This window comes from Bacillus sp. (in: firmicutes) (genome assembly GCA_012842745.1).
In the GTDB taxonomy this organism is placed as follows: domain Bacteria; phylum Bacillota; class Bacilli; order Bacillales; family Bacillaceae_J; genus Schinkia.
The window spans coordinates 24,979-43,969 of sequence record DUSF01000044.1 but is presented as its reverse complement, the minus strand read 5'-3'; the positions used below and the strand labels follow the sequence as shown (position 1 = coordinate 43,969).

Sequence of the window (18,991 nt, the reverse complement as noted above, 5' to 3'; positions counted from 1 at the left end):
TTTATTAATAAGAAGCTAGGATTTTTCCATATATCTTCCCCTATTAATCATCGTGTATTGTCAACCATCCTAAGCAAAAGTACAGTTGCCTCCGCTCGCGTTGTAAGTTCTTTTGGTTCAAATAAATTGTTGCTGCGACCTTTTAAGATACCTTCTTTAGCTAACATTTCAATTTCTCCTCTAGCCCATAACGGAATCTTTTCATAATCTGCAAATGTCGTCTCCATCCTTCGAGGTGTTTCAATTTTCATTTGTCTTGCTATTAAACATGCAATTTCTGCTCTCGTAATAAAATCATTTGGTCGAAAACTCCCATCTGGATACCCTTCAACCAACTTTTCTCGTATGGCAAGTTCTAAAGCATTTCTCCCCCATTCTGGGACATTTTGATAATCTGAAAAATAAATCTCTTCCCCTTCTCCTTCTAATGAAAGAGCACGGACCATAATGGAAATCCACTCCATTCGGGTAATTGGCTGATTCGGACGAAACGTATTGTCTGGATATCCACTTATTAGTTTTCTAGCTAGTGCCTCTTTGATCATTTCTTCCGCCCAATGTCCTTTTATATCTTTAAAAACAAATACAAGAATCGATTCCTCCACAACAGGTTCGGATTTATAAAGCGGTTTGCCTTTAAAAGGAAGCGAGCCTCCACCGTTATTATGCTCTTTTTTGGGAGTCGAATCATTGACTATATTAATCAATTCAATTGAGGTAATTTCTGGTAGAGATGTTCGTGCATACGTAATAGTCTGCAATAAGAAAAAAAGTAGGACAGTGATTGGGATGATTTTATTCATGTTTTTTACACATCCATTTTTAATAAGGGACAGCCACACAGGCTGTCCCTTGTATTTATTACTTTTTGTTATACTTTTCTATTAATTACTTAATGGCATTGTAGTGTAATAATTCGACCCAAGCTGATTTTTCAAATAGTCGTCTATACTTTGATATTGCCCGAAATCAATCTTGTTATTAAATATTGAGAAGATTCGAAGGTAGCTTTGCTTCTCAATATTTGTTGGGAATGCTGTTAATTGGTTATTTTGAACATTTAATGCACTAATTAATCCAATATGAGTCACTGGAAGGGACAGACTAGTAAGCTGATTATCCTGAACAAAAAGTGCTCTTAAATTTGTCATTTCATTTGCTTCAAGTGATGTCAATTGATTAAAGCTTACATCCAATTGCTGAAGCTGATCTAACTGCCCCCAAGTAAATGTACGTATATTATTTTTTGATAAATTTAAATGTGTTAAATCCTTCATATTTGTTGCATCGAATGATGTCAACTTATTTTTCGAAAGATCTAACCAATTAAGTGAACCAGTATCAACTCTAAAATTAGTTAAATCATTGTCAGATACATCTAAATGAGTTAGTGCTGGTTTAGACATTATATCAAACACTTGTAGTTTGTTATTCTTTAAATTTATTGATCTCAAATGTTCGTAATAACTATAATCAGCAAAAGTAGTAATCGAATTTCCAGATAAATCTATGGATGCAATATTTGTATTCGCAAATACATTGCTAAAACCGCCCAAATCTGAAATCCCTCGCTGGGAAAAATCAATAGAATTATAGGTTTTAGCAAGCTGTGCATTAATATCATCAACCGTAACCTTATCATCTACCGTTTTCCCTAACCAACTAGCAACTGCCTGAGCCAAATTCGGATCATTTAATGTATTTTTGAGCGAGCCGTCATGTACTGGTGGCAACCAATCTGCTACCACTTTTACCTTTAATTGAACCGTTCCGTTATATCCCTGTACAGTTCCTGTAGCTATCTTCTCTCCTAGTGTTGATGTATCAACTGTAGTTGGCTCCCACGTTACATTAACTGGCCAAAGTACTCCATTTGCGGCTTTTCCCATAACTGTTTTCGGCATTATATACGGAGTGTTTTGCTTCACCGTCACCGTAACATCGTCAATACTCTGTATTTGAGCAATTCCGGTTATAAAGACGTAAAGTGGATTACCTAATTTATTTCCTTCGGTATCAGCAACGCTATCATGAAAGACGGCTACATAATTTTTATTGTCTTCATAAGGATTTTCCTTGACGATATAAGCCTTCCTATGGTCAGCCGACATTTGAATCGTAAAGTCAGATAGCATATGAAACTTTGGAACAGCTCCCATTGTACTTTCAATTAACGAAACAGACTGTTTATTGATAGTAGATGGATCCATTTCTTTTGTAAATGTTGTCTTTATAATTTGATTTTCAGGTGAAAGATATTTCGTAGCAAATTGCTGATATTGTGAAGGAAGTACATAGAATTGCAATGAGTCAGGTGTAATTTCCTCCACTTGATTTGTACTGTCCATCGCCGATATTTTCACAATACTCCATACACCCGTCTGTGAATCGAGCGGTATTAATTCCAACGTCCATTCATTATTAAATGCTTTTGTAAAATCATGCAATTGTTCAATACCATCTGGTAATTTTACTGTTGCCTTTACCTCAATAGCTCTAGGAGCTGACACGGAAATATACATCTTTTTTCCCGCTTGTGCTACTACCCTTTGATTTGTGTCAAAATAAGCTTCATTTAGAGTGAGTGTTGTTGGTTCTCCACCGTCATCAATTTCTGACGTTAATTCGATACTTTGAATTAATGGCAATGTACTTGCTGAGACAAGCGTAATGTTGACCATGAATAAAAACAAAACGAGGAACAAGTTTCTTATCATTTTATTTCCTCCTTAAAATCTATTAAAATATGATTTCAACTATTCAAAAGTGCATGTTAATTTACGGAGCATTTTCCAGAATATGAAAATAATTATACTTTTAAAGAGTCATATTTTTTATGACAAAAGTCATGAATAAGTCATGAATAAGTCATAACTTTAAATTATATAAAAAGGACAACGATATTTACTGTCATGTAAATACCGTTGTCCTTTTTTATTTCCTTATAACGCGATACCCTGTACTCCAATTATCTCGCTTTAAAAGCCGCAAGCATCAATAATGTCCAACCTGCCAAAAATGAAACGCCACCAAACGGGGTGATAAGGCCTAATATCGTGACTCCAGATGTACTAAGTGCGTAAAGGCTTCCCGAAAATAAAAGAATCCCGATAAGCATCATCACACCAGACCACGTCACAAGACTAGAGCCGCGCCACTTATCAGCTGCAAAGGCAACAACAAATAAGCCGACGGAATGGAACATTTGGTAGGTGACTGCTTTTTCCCACACATCCATCATATGTTCAGTTAACTTGCCTTCAAGACCATGGGCCCCAAATGCCCCTAATGCCACCGATAAAAAAGCATTAATTGCCCCTAAAATAATAAATAACCTCATCGAATGCTTCACCTTTTCTTTATAAAATGTCTCTTTTATTTGATTTTAACATTTAAGGCTTTACAACTTCCAACAATTTTGCGTAATCTTTACATATAATTATCAAATTGTTAAAAAGAAGATATTAGTAAAATTTCTGGAATATCAGAAGACGTCGTTAATTTTGTTTTAAGGGACTTGGAAAATAAAAATATAGTACCCTATCATAATCAGAAAATTATTTTAAACTTGTTTCATTTTAAAAATATGAATACTACAAAATAGTCAACCTTAAAAAGGAGGGATGGTTATCTTGCTGCGAAAATTACTTACAATTGCGATTATAAGCTTTATTATTTGCTTTGTTTACGCACAAAACACATTTTTTATTATTGATGAATTTACTTCTGACCGTTTAACGAAGGATGACGAAAAAGAGGTATCACATGATATCGTGATTTTGGCAATTGATGATGAGAGCTTAACCGAGGTTGGAAAATGGCCCTGGCCTCGAAGTGTGATTGCCGATACAATAGACAAGCTAGCAAGTGCAGGAGCTAAAGGAATTTTTGTCGATGTACTTTTCTCTGAGCCTAGCCAAGACAAGGCGCAGGATGAAGTATTAGCCCAAGTAGTCAATCAACATGACAATATCTTTTTAGCTGCAAACTTTGTTTTTAAAGGAAAGCAACAGCAAAATACAAATGAGCTGGCATACGATATGATTAATTGGCCAGCCGTACCAATAGACAAAGCCCAAGTTGGTCATATCAATGTTATTGAAGATCGTGACCGTGTCGTTCGTAATATTATGTTAGGAATAAAAGGGAATCAGAATGAAGTAATCCCTGCCATTTCTGTTAAGTTGGCCAATTTATTATTACAGGACGAAGGACGAGAAATAACATGGAATGACGAAAACGAATGGTTTATCGGAGACAAAAAAATACCAACAGGAGCCCGAAATGATATCCGCTTCTCCTACTCCACAAAGCCGCAAGAAGATTCAAATGAAGTGGGTTTTTTAGGTAAAAAGTTCGATACAATTCCAATCTATCAAGTAATTAATGGGGATTTTCCGCCTGAATATTTTGAAGATACAATCGTTTTGATTGGACCATATACAGCGGGACTTCAGGATCAATATACGACTCCAATGAGTGAAATTACCAAAATGAACGGAGTTGAAATTCATGCTAACATCATTCAAAGCTTCTTGGATGGAACTATTTATTCGAAAGCTTCCACTACGACTGGTTATTTAATCATTACCCTATTAACAGCACTATCCTATTTAATTATTGATCGTCTGAAAGTAAAATGGGGATTCGTAGCCTTTGTTGGGTTTACAAGCTTATATTTAATAGTATCAAAGGTTTTATTCGTTCAGAATAATATTCTTTTGCCATTCTTTTATGTGATAATAGCGTTCATTATTGTTTATATTACATCCGTTGCCATGCAATATTTAGTAGAAAGAAAGGAGAAGGCTCGTGTAACCGGCCTTTTTGGACGCTATGTCTCAAAAGGGGTTGTTGATGAAATTTTAGCATCAAAAGAAGAAGTTAAACTTGGCGGCATACGTAAAGATGTAACGCTTGTATTCGTTGATATTCGGGGCTTTACCCCACTTTCCGAAAAAATGGAACCTGAGGAAATTATTTTAATTTTAAATGAGTATTTAGATTTATGTACACGTGCCGTGTTCAAATTTGAAGGTACACTTGATAAATTTATTGGAGATGGCGTAATGTCCATTTTCGGTGCACCAATTGAGCAGCCTGACCATGCTGAACGTGCTGTACGGGCAGCTCTTGAAATGAAAAAGAATTCGATTGCAATGGCAGAACGCTTAGAGAAAAAGTATGGACGTGCCGTATATTTCGGTGTCGGCATTAACTCTGGACCTGCTGTCATTGGCAACATCGGCTCAACTGACCGCCTTGACTACACCGCTATTGGGGATACTGTCAATCTAGCAGCCCGGCTTGAGTCAAATGCAAAACCAGGGCAAATATTAATTAGCGAAAATACGTATGAACGAATAAAGGATTTATTTGTAATAACACCGCTTGAAGCGATTCAAGTGAAAGGGAAAGAAAAACCTGTGCAAATTTATTCCGTTGAAGCTGAAGAATAGTGCTTTTGTCCTATGCTAAAAGTAATATTTTTTATCAAAAGTAATATTTTTTTCATAATTACCCAAAACCGATTCCAATCTTTTGCCTTTTTATGATAAATTTGTGATAAATTTATCACAAATTTATCATAACGGAGAGTTTTATCTCTATATAAGTTTCTTTTTATGAGGGGGGATAGTTTGAAGAATATAAAATTCTGGGTATCCATTTTGTTTCTTTTTTCATTGCTTCTTCCCGCCTTTTTTCATGCAGATGCCGCACGCATTGCGGTCGTAAAAGAGGTCAAAGGTGAAGTTTACATTAAAAAAGGTGGCGGACAACGGGAATTTAAAGCTAAGGATGGAATGAGTCTTACGCAAGGGGACTCCGTCCGCACGGAAGGAAAAGCTTCCGCCAATATTCATTATGATGATGGCTCAAAAGCTACCGTTGGAGCCAATTCCAAGCTTATCGTTTCTAAGTTAGATAATAAAGATGATGGAAAGCAAACAAAAACAAAAGTACTGTCTGGGAAGGTTTGGAATAGCGTAAAGAATCTGTCGAATGTCAATGATGAGTATGATATTGAAACACCTACTGCTGTAATGGGTGTGCGCGGGACTCACTTTCTCGTTTCAACAGATCCTCTAGCTGGGAAATCATCTGTTTCCGTTCTCGAAGGAATCGTAGGGGTTAGTCAAAATATTGATTCTAGGAACAACGGGAGCGCAACAAACGGTAACTTTTCACTAGCAGAACAGCTCGTCACAATCAATCACACACTTGTTACAGCAACAAACCAAGCGGCAATACCAGAAGCGCAGCTATTAGATGTAGGTCAATTGATTGGGCAAGTTGAACCAGTCGTGATTGTTGAAATCATTCAAGATTTAACACGAGTTATTAAGGAAACGAACGAAAAAGCACTTGCGGCCCAAAAACAGTTCGAACAAACAAAGCAAGAAGAATTAATTAAAACAGCGATAGAGTTATCAAAGACAGCCACAGCCCTAGCAAATATTCAAGAGACTGTTTTGAAAGAAATTAGTCAATCTTCTATTAGGCAAGAGGTTGAAAGAATACTAGAAACAACATATAAGCAAACACTTGATAACATTATTAAAGATAATAATGCACTTAAAACGGAAACAGCAACTACACAACAGCAAGTAACAACAGCGGCTAAAAATTCAGGGCTAACACAGGAGCAAATAGATAAAATTGGTCCATCCGTACCGTCAAGTACAAATCCAAATCAAAATCAATCCCCACAACAAAGTGGAAATACTACAGGCGGCGGTGGCGAAGGTAGCACTGGTGGAAGTGGCGGAACAATAAACCCAATCGGAACATCTGTTGCAATTAAGCAAGGGGAGCCGCTAAATTTCACAGGAGGAATTAGTCTCAATCTTGGCACATTAGACATTCCAAGCGGAGCTTCTGTAACAGTAAAGTCTGTTGACCCTAACACTTTTGCAACAACTGGACTAAAGCCAGCAGGAGCAATTGCTAGTTTCACATTTGCGGGAATTGATGTAAGTAATCTTGCAGGAAAAGGTGTAACACTTACACTGCCGTATACGTCAGCTAGCAGTGATATAGGTATATTCTATCAAAATAGTGATGGCACATGGCAATATCAACAATCGTCCGAAGTAAATCCAACCGCCAAAACAGTAACAGCAACTGTTAGCCACTTTTCAACATATGGCGTGTTTGAAGGACCTGTTCCTAAACCAACTGCTAACCCACCCGTTGGTATTGTTGATGTCGGACAAGAAATTACGCTACAAGCAATGACAGAAGGAGCAGATATTTATTATACAATAGATGGCACAACACCAACTAAGAATAACAAGATAGTATATGATTCTACCTATAAACCAAGAATAACATCTGATCAAACTGTCATTAAAGCGATTGCTGTAAAAGACGGTATACGGACTAGTGAAGTGGCTTCATTTGAGTATACATTGGAGAATACAATTAAAAGACCGGCTGCCCCAAAAATTTCAGGAAGTCCTGATGGTTTTTTCTATATTGATATAACTAATCATGAAATTCACGCATTATTAAAACTATATGATGCGGATACTGATTCCGTTGTTCAAACAATAGATAACGCAGATAATGGTCCTCGTTTTATTGTTAATCTTAATGGAAAACGCTACTATGTCACACAAACAGTGAATGGAATTGAAAGTAGGCCTTCGAATGTCGTAATTGCTGAAGATAGCTATCCAATACCTCCATCATTAACATTAATTAACTCTAAAGTAAATGGAGAACAAATTATTCTTACATTTGATGAGGAGTTGGAAGACAGTATTGATGCTGGCAATTTTCGTGTGTTCGATGAAACTGACAATGTAGTTTCCATTGTTGACATCACTGTAGATCGCCAAACTATTGCAATAACAACAACTGAAAATAATTTAACAAGCCTAAATCCAACCGTCCGTTACGATTGTTGTTCTAACCCTATTCGAGGGAAAAATGGGAATGAATTGTGGGAGTTTTCTATAAACGTAATCAAAAACGTTGGGTTTGACCTCGATGTAAACGGAAAGTTTTCTATTGATAATTATTCTGCAAGTGCTTCGATTGGTCATAGTACATCAAGCTTTAGGCTATATTTTAAACCATATGCCAATGGGACTATACTGCCACTGGATGATATTGGAACAGTTGAAGTAGAGGCAAGTTACTACCGAGACTCTATTAACCGTGATTTAACAATCCAAGCGGAAAATGGAATCCCATATGTAGAAGTACTTTTTTCAGACTTTGTAATTAATAATGCGATTGCAGATAAGTTCGCACTTTCTGTAATTGATAAGGACAACAATCTGTTAGGAACTTACTACATTGAGCGTTTTGATGATGTGCCGCCAATTTTCGAAAATGGGACTCCTACCACTAATAGCGTTCATCCAGATCGAGTAACTTTCAACATAGACGTTACTGAAAATTCGGGGTCTGCGCACATGTATTATGTCGTCATGCCTAGTGGCGAACCAACATTAACTGCTGATCAGGTTACATACGGTGCTCCAGCCAATGCAATACGTGCTGAATCTTATGTTTCAATTGACGTAAATAAACCTAGCCAACTAACCATTATTGGATTAGAACCAAATCAGACCTATGATATTTATATGATTGCGGTTGATTATAACAATTTGTCAGAGCTAAAAATGGTGACCGTTACAACACCAGATACAAGCGACAAAATGAGTTTATTAGGAACAAATAGCATGGTTCGCTATGATGATCGTCTTTGCCAAGGTGGCTGTCAGTACAATTATTTTACTGACAAATCCTTTAGTAACAATATCGGAGACAAGAAAGATGAAAGATTTGTTTATGACTTCCCAAGTCTAGTCACTGTAAATTCTTATTTTATGGCAAGCACCAATGGTGATTTTGAAGGAATCGCAGTAATAACACTGTATGATCAATTAGGTAATCCCGTAAAAACTATTAAACCCGTAGGAAAATTTGCTGAGATTGAATTAACTAACCCTGTGGTAGATGTTAAAAAAGTCGAAATTACATTTACTGATGATCCTAGGGTCGCTGATTTCGATTTATACGGTACAGTTAATCAAGATACTGTCGGACCTTCAAGTGCTAGTTATGATTGGGATTCGGAGTGGTATTCACCATCAAGAGACAAACAGTTTAGTTCTGGTGACACGCTTGTACTCACCTTTAATGAACCTTTAAATCCAAGCAAGAATCCGAAAGATGCCATTACAACAGCATTTAATAACAGCCTTGGAACAACTGGTATCGTTGTTACGAACTATGCTCCAGATGATACGGTAACATTCCTTGTTAAATACAACGGAGCAATACCGATTGATTTAGCAGGTGGAAAAACGATTACGTTTGCACCTGAAACCATTTATGACCTAAGTGATAATCCTAATAGTTGGGAAATAACATTTGTTTTAATGGATGACCCATTTTAAGTATTTTAATACTATTTATAAATGCTTACTAAAAAAGGAGAGTAATCACAAATGATTAACTCTCCTTCTTTCTTCCAATACTATTCCCTTCAATCCAATCAGCAATTTGTTGCAATGGAATACTGGGTTTCGTAACTACAATATGAACTGTAAAGTCTTCTGCTTCTGTTTCAGATGCCGTTAATGTATAACCATTCAACCACAGAAATTGTTTCATGCTTGCAAAAGCTGTTCGTTTATTGGCATTATGAAATGAATGTTTTTTTGCAAGGCTTTCAAATAAGGCAGCTGCTTTTAACCATATTGTAGGGTAAGCCTCATTTTCGAAAAGGCTTTGTTGCGGCCTATATACAGCACTATTCAGCAACTCAGGCAGCTTCACACCTATTTGTTCTTTAGGTGAATATCTTCTAATGACTAAAGCGTTGATTAGGATAACTTCTTTTTCGGTTAAATATCTTATCATACTTTCCATTACCGATTGACGAGATTTCGAAGCGTTTGGTCATAGTTGTCAAATAAATCTTTTATTCCGTCCAAAAAGTCCTGGTCTATTCCGTCAAGTGCTTCAAGATTTAAATGCTGCTTTTTCTTAAATGAGACTCTCCCATTTTCCTCTAATTGAAACTGGATTTCGTCCCCTTGTTTCACCTTTAAATGTTCTAAAATTTCTTGTGGAAGTGTAATACCTAGGCTATTACCGATTTTAGTTACTTTTCTTTCCACTTCAATCACCGCCATCCTGAACTCTCCCCTTTACTAGTATATTCCTAATTGACACAACTTATTACCGTTATAACGTTATAATATATGATTATTTTAACATATTAGGTAGATTCCCGATACTAGCGAACATTACAAAGAAAAATAACCGACCCCAAAATTGCTCCATTTGGTAGTCGGTTATTTACAAAATCAACAAAACTCCACTTTTCACTCTTTTACTATATTTGCAACGCAATCACCAACACAATTAAATGAAACACTTGATCAACAACAATGCTTAACCAACATGATTCTTTTCCTGTTGACGTCATAACGGTTCGAACCCACCAAGCAACAAAGGTGCGCCGATCCAAAAAGACATGTAATCCGAAAACGAGCAAAAGACCCCATATTGAAAGCCCACCAAAACCAAACCAGGCGACTATTCCTACCGCTAGAGTATAAACGAATGAATGAGTGAGAAGGGCAGCCCAATTTTTTGCCTTGTTGGCCGCCATCCAGCTCGTTTGAAATAAATAATCACCTATTAAATGACCAAGTAATAATATGTCAAATGGACTCACCAATAAACCCCTCTCATTCGAACCCTCCATAGGCTGACGTACTCAACCATGGATGAAAATAAAACTTCGTTTCATTACCTAATTAATACTACACGCTCATCACTTAACCAATCCACCTGCAAATTAAAGGCCTCTGCAATAAAGCGTAATGGGACATAAGTTCTGTTCGATGCCTTTTCAATTTCAGGTGCAATATCTAATGTAAACTGATGATTCCCTTTTTTTACAACGACATCGCCAACTTTTAACGTGACTGTTTGATCACCATTTTGAATAGCGATTTCTTCGGTTGCTTCATTCCAATCTACTTTGTAGCCAAATGTTGCAGAAACGGTTCTTAACGGGATTAACGTACGCCCATTAATGACCTTAGGCGCTGCATCCTTAAAATCAATAAGACTATTTTTGTAAACGACATGAATCGTTGTTTGGCTTCCCTTTATATTAGCAGGTAGACCATACCAACTTAGTTCTCGTACTTTATTATTCAGCTGATCAACAATTAGCAATTTACCATTCTTCAAAACGGTTACACCAACAGGCCTGTCAAATTGGGCATTTGTTTCTGGACCGATTTTATTGCCGCTTTCACCAGCAATACCAGCAACTGTTTCTACCGTTCCATTTACTGTTACAACCCGAATGATATGGTTTAATGTATCTGCCACAAATAAATTTCCGTTTTGATCAAACGCTAAACTGGAAGGAAAATTAAATTGGGCATTTGTTTTGTTGCCATTTAAAAAGCCTCCACTGATATAGCTCGTCCCATCCATTTTACTAGAGCCTATCCCAGCAAAAGTTGTTACATTACCAGCTGCATCAATTTTCCTAATTCTTTGGTTACCTGTATCTGCAACATACAAGTTGCCCTCAGCATCTATGGCCAAGCCAGTTGGTTCGTTAAACTTTGCAGCATCTCCCTTACCATCTGCAAAACTGCCAATCAGCCATTCTCCATCCTTGCTATAGCCACCGCCAGCAAGAACGGAAATCTTCCCTTGTTCTGTTATTTCGACGATGCGGTGATTAAGTGTATCGCTGACGATTAATTGTCCATCATTTCCAATAACAATATCTGTTGGGCCGTTTAAGTCCTTTGTAATTGTATTCACTACACCATCTTTATAAATCACTCTTACTGCATTATTGCCTGAGTCAACAACAAACAAAAAACCTTCTTTTGATAAAGCAAGGCCTTTCGGCGCATTGAACATTGCTTTTAAACGTTCATCATCTTTATAGCCGCCAACTTGAAAGCCATATTGATCTGTTTCATTTGTAGTTCCCGCATATGTATTTACCTCATTTTTTGGAGTAATCACTCTTATTCTATGATTCTCCGTATCTGAAACATAAATCATGCCATCCTCTGCCTCTACTGCAACTGAAGGTAAGTGAAACTTCGCAGCCGCTGATGCACCGTCTTTATACCCTAACTCACCAGTGCCTGCTTTTGTAACAACTTCACCCGGCTTATAAGCAGCAAATGAAACAGATGTTTGAAAGGCAACGGTTAAACTTATCAACCCAGCCACTATCAGTCGTTTCCAATGCTTTTTCTCCATAATTATCACCTTTTTTATAAGATTACTTAACTTATTTTAAAATTAACATAAATACTACTATATTGGCAATAAGTGCCACAAAATCTAATTTTTTTAAAGAAATACTTAACATGTATGAATTATTAGATTACTCTTAAATTGAGGTGTTGAACCATGGGACAAAGTACGGAATTTGGCTCATCCAAATTTAGAAAAGAATTAGAGCCTAATGAGTTGCTTGAGGTTATTTTTCATTACGTTGCGAAAATTTCCAATGAAAAAGATTTAGATCGTTTACTAATGCTAATGGCTGATATGGGACGGGAGCTCATTATTTCCGATCGTTGCACAGTGTGGTTATATAATAAAGATGCGGAGGCATTATGGACAAAGGTGGCACATGGTGTCGACAGAATTGAAATGCCTGTTTATAACGGATTAGCAGGTTATGCTGTTTTGACTGGCCGCTCCATTATTATTGATGATGCCTATGAAGATGATCGCTTTAATCAAAATGTTGATAAACAAACCGGCTATCGAACGAAGTCCATCCTTGTTATTCCGATAAAAAACCAGCAGGGGGAAATCATTGGCTGCTATCAGGCTATTAATAAAATGACATCGGCAAGTATTTTTTCTGATCAGGATTTAAAATATTTAGAACTTGCCGCTACTTATACGGGAAAAGCACTAGAATCAGCCATGCTCCTCCATGAAATTGAAGAAACACAAAAAGAAATTATCTTTACAATGGGGGAAATTGGCGAAAGCCGCTCGAAAGAAACAGGGAATCATGTCAAGCGTGTCGCCGAATACTCAAAGATTTTGGCAATGGGACTTGGAATGTCTGAAGCAGAAGCAGAACTAATCAAAATGGCATCACCAATGCATGATATCGGCAAAGTTGCCATTCCAGATGAAATTTTAAAAAAACCTAGTCGGTTAACGGAAGAAGAATTTGCAATTATGCAATCACATGCAACAATTGGCTACAAACTTTTGGAAAAATCAAAAAGGCATATTCTTCAAGCAGCGGCGATTATCGCCCATGAACATCATGAAAAATGGAATGGAACAGGCTATCCTAATGGCAAAAAGGGGGAGCAAATCCATATATATGGTCGAATTACGGCTATTGCTGATGTATTTGATGCCCTTGCCAGTGATCGATATTATAAAAAGGCTTGGGAACTGGAGCGAATTATAAATCTTTTTAAAGAGGAACGCGGGCACCATTTCGATCCAAAACTTGTTGATATATTTTTAAATAACTTGGATGAAATTTTAAAAATAAAGGCTGCATATGAAGACATTTGAAAACTTTTACGAAATACGGATAAAACCATCCCCTCTGTTACATATTAACAATGAAAAATATGAATAGGGGGTTTTTTCTCATGAAAAAGTTTATGTTTTTGTTGAGTGTGCTATTTTTGACACTTGGTTTGGCAATTCCCGCATGGGCGGAAAATGAGGTGGCTGATAATCCCGAGCCAAAGGTGGAGCTAACAAAGGCGCAAAAAAGGGAGCTTGCTAAAATTCACCAGGAAATTTTTGAAAAGAAACTTAAATTGATTGATAAACATGTTGAATTCGGTGTAATGACAAAGGAGCAAGGCGACAAAATCAAGGCCAAACTGCAAGAGAAAGCTAAAATGATGAAGGAAAAGGGCTATATGCCGCGTCATTGCCATAAAGACAAAGATGATGATTAAAAGGTGAGTGGCTTAACACTCACCTTTTTTGTATCGCTTATAGATAGTGTGCTATTCCCCTTAACCGTCAAACAAAGCTTTTATCCCATACTGTTTCCCAAACAACAAATCATATTGCAGGTGCAAATAAGTATCCTCAAGCGGCTTCACTGCTTCCGGCGTTTCTTTATACAAATGACCGTTCGCATCATTTTTAATGGCTGCGGTAAAGCCTGGCATTTGTTTATTAAACTCCTCCAAGAATCGATAGTACAATGGCTTTTGGATTTGCGCTAAATTAAAAATATGCGGTGCTAGGAATGATGGGCTTATGCTTGGAAGTTCAGATTTTTTATTCGAAAAATTGTCCCATATAACTAATGGCGTCGTTCTCATTTTATGATAGTCTCCAAGCGACCATTTATCTTCGTTATCATTTACAAACCCCGCTTCTTTATAGGCCAAATAGTATGCACCTAAAAACGGTAAATGGTCTCCATAAAAAATGATTATCGTCGGTTCTTCTGATTTTTCATAATGCCGAATAAGCTCATAAAGTGCTTCATCTGCTTCAACAACACCTTGAGTATAGGATTCCAATGTATAGCGGGCTTCATCGGACAAATTCTTATCTTCGATTTTTATTTTAGCGCCTTTATAGCGATTTTTTTCGTATGGGCCATGGTTTTGCATCGTAACTGCATAAATAAAGTCAGGCTTTTCCGTTGCCTCTATTTTGTTAATAATTTTTTTGCTTACTTCTTGATCAGAAATATAAGGGCCGCGGTATGCAGCACCCTTAAAGTGATCTAAACTAATAAATTCATTGAAGCCCATATAATTATAAACATTCTCGCGATTCCAAAACCAATTGTAATACGGGTGGATTGCTGTCGCCTCATAGCCTTGTTCTTTTAACACCGTTGCTAGTGATGGAAGCGGTCGGTTTATAAATTGCTGGTAGGCAATCGAGCCAGTTGGCAAAAATGAAACATTGAGGCCAGTTAAAGCCTCGAATTCAATATTGGCGGTACCTCCGCCAAACTGTGGTGAAAGAAGCCAGCCGACTTGATTTTTCCTAACCGTTGGCATTGGATCCTCACTTAATGTAACCGATTGTAATTGGGTAGGATCCCAGAACGATTCGTTCATAATAAAAATAATATTGGGGTTCCGTTTTAACGTTTTCTTTGGCACCTCTGGTGGCAATTTCGCACTTAGGTCTTTGACAATATTCGTTATATTTTCTTTTCCATATCCTTTTGGTGGGAAAATGAGCGCACTTTCCGTATTTAAAACAAAGCTGAGGACAAAGCCGTTTATTTTGTAATTCGTTTCCTGATTCCAGTTCATATTCGTAATTTGCAATGAATCAAACAGATGTTTTAATGGCGTTGAACTATATAGGAAGAAAGAAACGATTAACCCAGCAGTTCCAACAATCAACGCAAGCCTGTTCAAAAGACTGAGTCTACATACGACAAACTTTATTTTGTTCTTAATAAAAATAAGCGCCGCCATCATTAGTACGGCTCCGATAGCTGCAATCAGCGCCATCTCTTTGTTTACCTCTTTGATAAGCTCTGGCAATAAGTTGAATAACTGCTGATAAAGCAATACATCCCATGGGTATAAATTTTCACCTAAAAACATAACCTTATATCTTTCGATATAGCTTAAAACAAAAATAAAAGCCGTAAACGCAAAAGTGCTAAATAATAAATCATTAAACAGCCCTAAAAACAAAAGGAAAAATACAAACAAGATTATATAGTTTAAAATAAAGGGATTGTAGTGAGCTGCCATCCACTTTTTTGCCTCAAAGAAATCACCACGAACAAACGTTTCTGTACAGATTAATAAAGCTCCCGCTACAGCTGCTGCAAATAAAAGGGTATACAATATTTTTGCGATTCTTATGGCGATGCTATCTTTTCTTTCTTTACTTGCATCTTTTCTTTTGACCAAAATGAATCATCCTCATTAGTATTGAAATGTTCACAAGCCGATTTTCGCCCCTAAAGTGGTCGTAATAAATCGGCTTGTGCAATAAAATGACGTTTCATGTGGAACATTGTTTGTAATATACCCTAAGGCTTTGTCTATTTATCCAATTTCCTGATGTTAATCAAATTATTTTGTTTCCAACATAATCGTAACCTTAAATAAGTCACCATCAACATCCATTTCTAATTCCCCACCATGGAGGTCAACTATCGATTTTGCAATTGCTAAACCAAGGCCAGATCCTTCCGTATGCCGGGATACATCACCGCGCTTAAAGCGTTCAAATAACTCATTGACATCACCGCCAAGCTCGTATTTTGCAATATTTTTAAAAGAGATTTCGACCTTTTCTCCTGTTTGCTTCATTGAAATATAGACTCTCGTGTTTTCAAGCGCATATTTCAAAATGTTTCCAATGACATTATCGAAGACGCGCCACATTTTTTGTCCATCGACTATTGCATAAACTGGCGCATCAGGTGTCGCAATTCGAAACTGCAATGTTGATTCAGCGATTTTTTCGTCGTATTCCGCTAAAGCCTGCTGCAATAACTGCCCTAAATCTACCTTTTCTTTTAGTAACTCAATATTGCCGCTCGCCATTTTTGAAGCCTCAAATAAATCGTCAATCAAAACCTTTAAGCGCTTAGATTTGCGGTCGATGATTTCAATATAGGAATCCCGCTCATCACCGGAAAGCTCTGGCGTTTTTAACAGCTCTGTGTAAGTAATAATTGAAGTTAATGGTGTCCGTAAATCATGGCTGACATTTGTAATCAGTTCTGTTTTCAAACGTTCACTTTTTGCTTGCTCTTTTTGTGATGCTTTTACACCGTATTTTAACGTATTAATATTCTCTGCAAGCTTTGCTAATACAGATTTGCCTACAATCGGCAGATCAGGTTCGAAATTTCCGCTAGCTAACTCACTTGTATTTTTGATAATTTGATTAAAATAACCAGTGCGTTTCATGATTAAAATAAGAAGTGGCAGGCCAATAACGAGAAACAATCCGCCATATATAATGATAAAAGCCGGTTCCATCACTACAATGATGGCTCCTAAACCAAAAGCATACACAACAGCTAAAATAATGAAAATTTGGGTGCCAACACGTCTATTTAAAAAAGCGCTCTTTACTGCTTCCTTTGCTTTAATTAAGAATGCCTCTTTAATATCGTTCTTTAAATTAGAACGGTCTTTATATCTTTCAAAAAGAAGTTTCCCCTGCACAAGTGCTAGAGAAAGAAATACTGTAGACCAAAATAAATAATAAAAAATAACCTTCAATAGACTGTACATACTTTCCCAATAGCTAAAAAACCAACTTTCATTTAGAAAAAGAAAGGCAAGCAAACAGGTAAACAAGAAGGCTACTATTTTTACATCAATTGGAACCTTATTATAATAAGGCTGCAACTTTTCAAATCTAAGCGTTCGAATTATCGCTGTATTTTTATAAAAAAATAAGCTTAGTAGAAGCGCAGCGATTCCTGCTAACGAATAAATGTAATAGACAATTTGATTTTGTTTAAAATAATAGTAATCATTTAAAACCGTATTCGTTTGCGAAGCTGTTTTTGGAACAGCAATTTTCCCTTCAAAAGTTGCAACATTTTTATCTAATATCGGATTAACAATACCGTAATCACCGAAATTATAGTAATCATTTTTTGTTGTTAAGTTCGTGTATGTACGAATAAATGCCATGTTTTTACTGGTCATTTTTTGTTCAGCTGTTTCTTCTGTTGCATTTAAATTCGTATAGATTTCGCCTGTTTTCCTGTTTTTCAAGTAGTATACAAACGAATGTTGATAAGCTAAAAACTCTTGGCGATTCCGTTCCAACTCAACAAAGTAATGGTCAACTTTCTCTTCTTTTTCCTTAAGAACCTTCTGTCGAACATGCTCATCACTAGTAAAATTATTTGTAATATCTGCAATTTTTTGGTCACGTTCTTCAGTGTATAGCTTTGCAACTTCTTCGTTCTTAGCTGCTAAAGCATCTTGAATTTTCCCTTCATATTGTCCCTTAATATTCGTAATTTGTTCATTTAAATTCCCGTAGCGATAGCGGTGCTCATTAATCTCCTCTGTAGAAACAGTAAGCTGCTTTTTCACTTCTTCCCTTGTCAAACTATTTAATTCAAATATCAACAAATCATTGATAAAACGATCAAAAGTGGTTTCAAATTGGTCGGTTTGAAAATAATCTTTAGCGAGATAATAATTTCCTTTTGATAAACCGACAGACAGCCCGCTTAACCCATATGTTAACAGTAACACCCAAGCAATAATTACAATTTTACTTTTCCATTTTATAGCCAATTCCCCACACCACCTTTAAATATCTCGGATTTTTCGGATCAATTTCAATTTTTTCGCGAATTTTGCGAATATGAACCGCCACTGTATTTTCCGCATTGTAGCAAGGCTCGTTCCAAACACGTTCATAAATTTCATGAATCGAAAAAACGCGGCCAGCATTTGTCATCAATAGTTCAACGATTTTGTATTCAATTGGCGTCAACTTCACTTGCTCGCCATTGACAGCGACTTCTTTTGCAGCTTGATCTAGTGTTAGCCCACGGAGATCAATAATTTTGTCCGTTGCACCTCCATAAGTTCCTAACGTCACATATCGTCTTAGCTGTGATTTCACACGGGCAATAAGCTCCAGGGGATTAAACGGCTTTGTCACATAATCATCCGCACCAACTTGCAATCCTAAAATTTTATCCGTATCCTCGCTTTTTGCGCTAAGCATGATAATTGGGATATTTTTTTGCTCGCGAATTTTGAAGGTTGTCGCAATTCCGTCCAATCTTGGCATCATGATGTCTAGAATAATGAGATGAATTTCCTGCTCATTCAGCTTTTCAATCGCTTCAATGCCGTCCTTTGCTTTAATGACCGTTATTCCTTCATTTTTTAAATATATTTCAATCGCATCTCTAATCTCTTTTTCATCATCGACAACTAGGACAAAGTAATTGTTCATTTTTTCACGCTCCTTTCCGAATTATATCGCTTTATTG

General features: G+C 36.7%; 14 protein-coding genes. 4 read left to right on the top strand and 10 right to left on the bottom strand.

Translation table 11 applies throughout. The features are described 5' to 3' along the window. Nucleotides 1–47: 47 nt before the first annotated feature. The 3 genes from GX497_11375 to GX497_11365 form a co-directional block, all read right to left on the bottom strand. Nucleotides 48–803, bottom strand: coding sequence for an S-layer homology domain-containing protein (locus GX497_11375; GenBank protein ID HHY73793.1), 756 nt, complete (start codon nt 801–803; stop codon nt 48–50). 81 nt (nt 804–884) lie between these two features. Further along, nucleotides 885–2,717 (bottom strand): hypothetical protein, encoded by a 1,833-nt coding sequence (locus tag GX497_11370; GenBank protein ID HHY73792.1) that lies wholly within the window; start codon nt 2,715–2,717, stop codon nt 885–887. A gap of 251 nt (nt 2,718–2,968) precedes the next feature. Next, nucleotides 2,969–3,340 (bottom strand): DUF423 domain-containing protein, encoded by a 372-nt coding sequence (locus GX497_11365; GenBank protein ID HHY73791.1) that lies wholly within the window; start codon nt 3,338–3,340, stop codon nt 2,969–2,971. A gap of 292 nt (nt 3,341–3,632) precedes the next feature. Here GX497_11365 and GX497_11360 point away from each other — a divergent pair, with 292 nt between their 5' ends. Both GX497_11360 and GX497_11355 read left to right on the top strand, forming a co-directional pair. Beyond that, a complete protein-coding gene (locus tag GX497_11360) occupies nt 3,633–5,459 on the top strand; it encodes a CHASE2 domain-containing protein (protein HHY73790.1) in 1,827 nt (608 codons plus the stop codon). Between the two features lie 180 nt (nt 5,460–5,639). Continuing rightward, nucleotides 5,640–9,416 (top strand): hypothetical protein, encoded by a 3,777-nt coding sequence (locus GX497_11355; protein HHY73789.1) that lies wholly within the window; start codon nt 5,640–5,642, stop codon nt 9,414–9,416. Between the two features lie 55 nt (nt 9,417–9,471). Here the strand turns inward: GX497_11355 and GX497_11350 are convergent, their stop codons facing one another. From GX497_11350 to GX497_11335, 4 genes are all read right to left on the bottom strand, one after another. Beyond that, nucleotides 9,472–9,882: a type II toxin-antitoxin system death-on-curing family toxin gene (locus GX497_11350; GenBank protein ID HHY73788.1), complete on the bottom strand. Its 411-nt coding sequence runs from the start codon at nt 9,880–9,882 to the stop codon at nt 9,472–9,474. Nucleotides 9,883–9,890: 8 nt separating this feature from the next. Continuing rightward, complete coding sequence (locus GX497_11345; GenBank protein HHY73787.1) at nt 9,891–10,157, bottom strand: AbrB/MazE/SpoVT family DNA-binding domain-containing protein; 267 nt, start codon at nt 10,155–10,157, stop codon at nt 9,891–9,893. Nucleotides 10,158–10,360: 203 nt separating this feature from the next. After that, nucleotides 10,361–10,705, bottom strand: a complete 345-nt coding sequence (locus GX497_11340) for a DUF3307 domain-containing protein (GenBank protein HHY73786.1) — start codon at nt 10,703–10,705, stop codon at nt 10,361–10,363. A gap of 74 nt (nt 10,706–10,779) precedes the next feature. Then, a complete protein-coding gene (locus GX497_11335; GenBank protein HHY73785.1) occupies nt 10,780–12,273 on the bottom strand; it encodes a hypothetical protein in 1,494 nt (497 codons plus the stop codon). Nucleotides 12,274–12,426: 153 nt separating this feature from the next. Here GX497_11335 and GX497_11330 point away from each other — a divergent pair, with 153 nt between their 5' ends. Both GX497_11330 and GX497_11325 read left to right on the top strand, forming a co-directional pair. After that, complete coding sequence (locus GX497_11330; protein HHY73784.1) at nt 12,427–13,569, top strand: HD domain-containing protein; 1,143 nt, start codon at nt 12,427–12,429, stop codon at nt 13,567–13,569. 80 nt (nt 13,570–13,649) lie between these two features. Continuing rightward, nucleotides 13,650–13,967, top strand: coding sequence for a DUF2680 domain-containing protein (locus tag GX497_11325; protein HHY73783.1), 318 nt, complete (start codon nt 13,650–13,652; stop codon nt 13,965–13,967). Nucleotides 13,968–14,027: 60 nt separating this feature from the next. On the opposite strand, the gene GX497_11320 is transcribed toward GX497_11325, so the two are convergent. The 3 genes from GX497_11320 to GX497_11310 form a co-directional block, all read right to left on the bottom strand. Beyond that, the gene (locus tag GX497_11320; GenBank protein ID HHY73782.1) at nt 14,028–15,752 is read right to left on the bottom strand and encodes an LTA synthase family protein; all 1,725 of its coding nucleotides are present in this window, start codon (nt 15,750–15,752) and stop codon (nt 14,028–14,030) included. Between the two features lie 327 nt (nt 15,753–16,079). Next, complete coding sequence (locus GX497_11315) at nt 16,080–18,281, bottom strand: GHKL domain-containing protein (protein ID HHY73781.1); 2,202 nt, start codon at nt 18,279–18,281, stop codon at nt 16,080–16,082. Next, nucleotides 18,259–18,954 carry a response regulator transcription factor gene (locus tag GX497_11310; GenBank protein HHY73780.1) on the bottom strand — a complete coding sequence of 232 codons (696 nt, stop codon included), beginning with the start codon at nt 18,952–18,954 and terminating at the stop codon, nt 18,259–18,261. The genes GX497_11315 and GX497_11310 overlap by 23 nt, the downstream gene beginning before the upstream one ends. Nucleotides 18,955–18,991 lie beyond the last annotated feature (37 nt).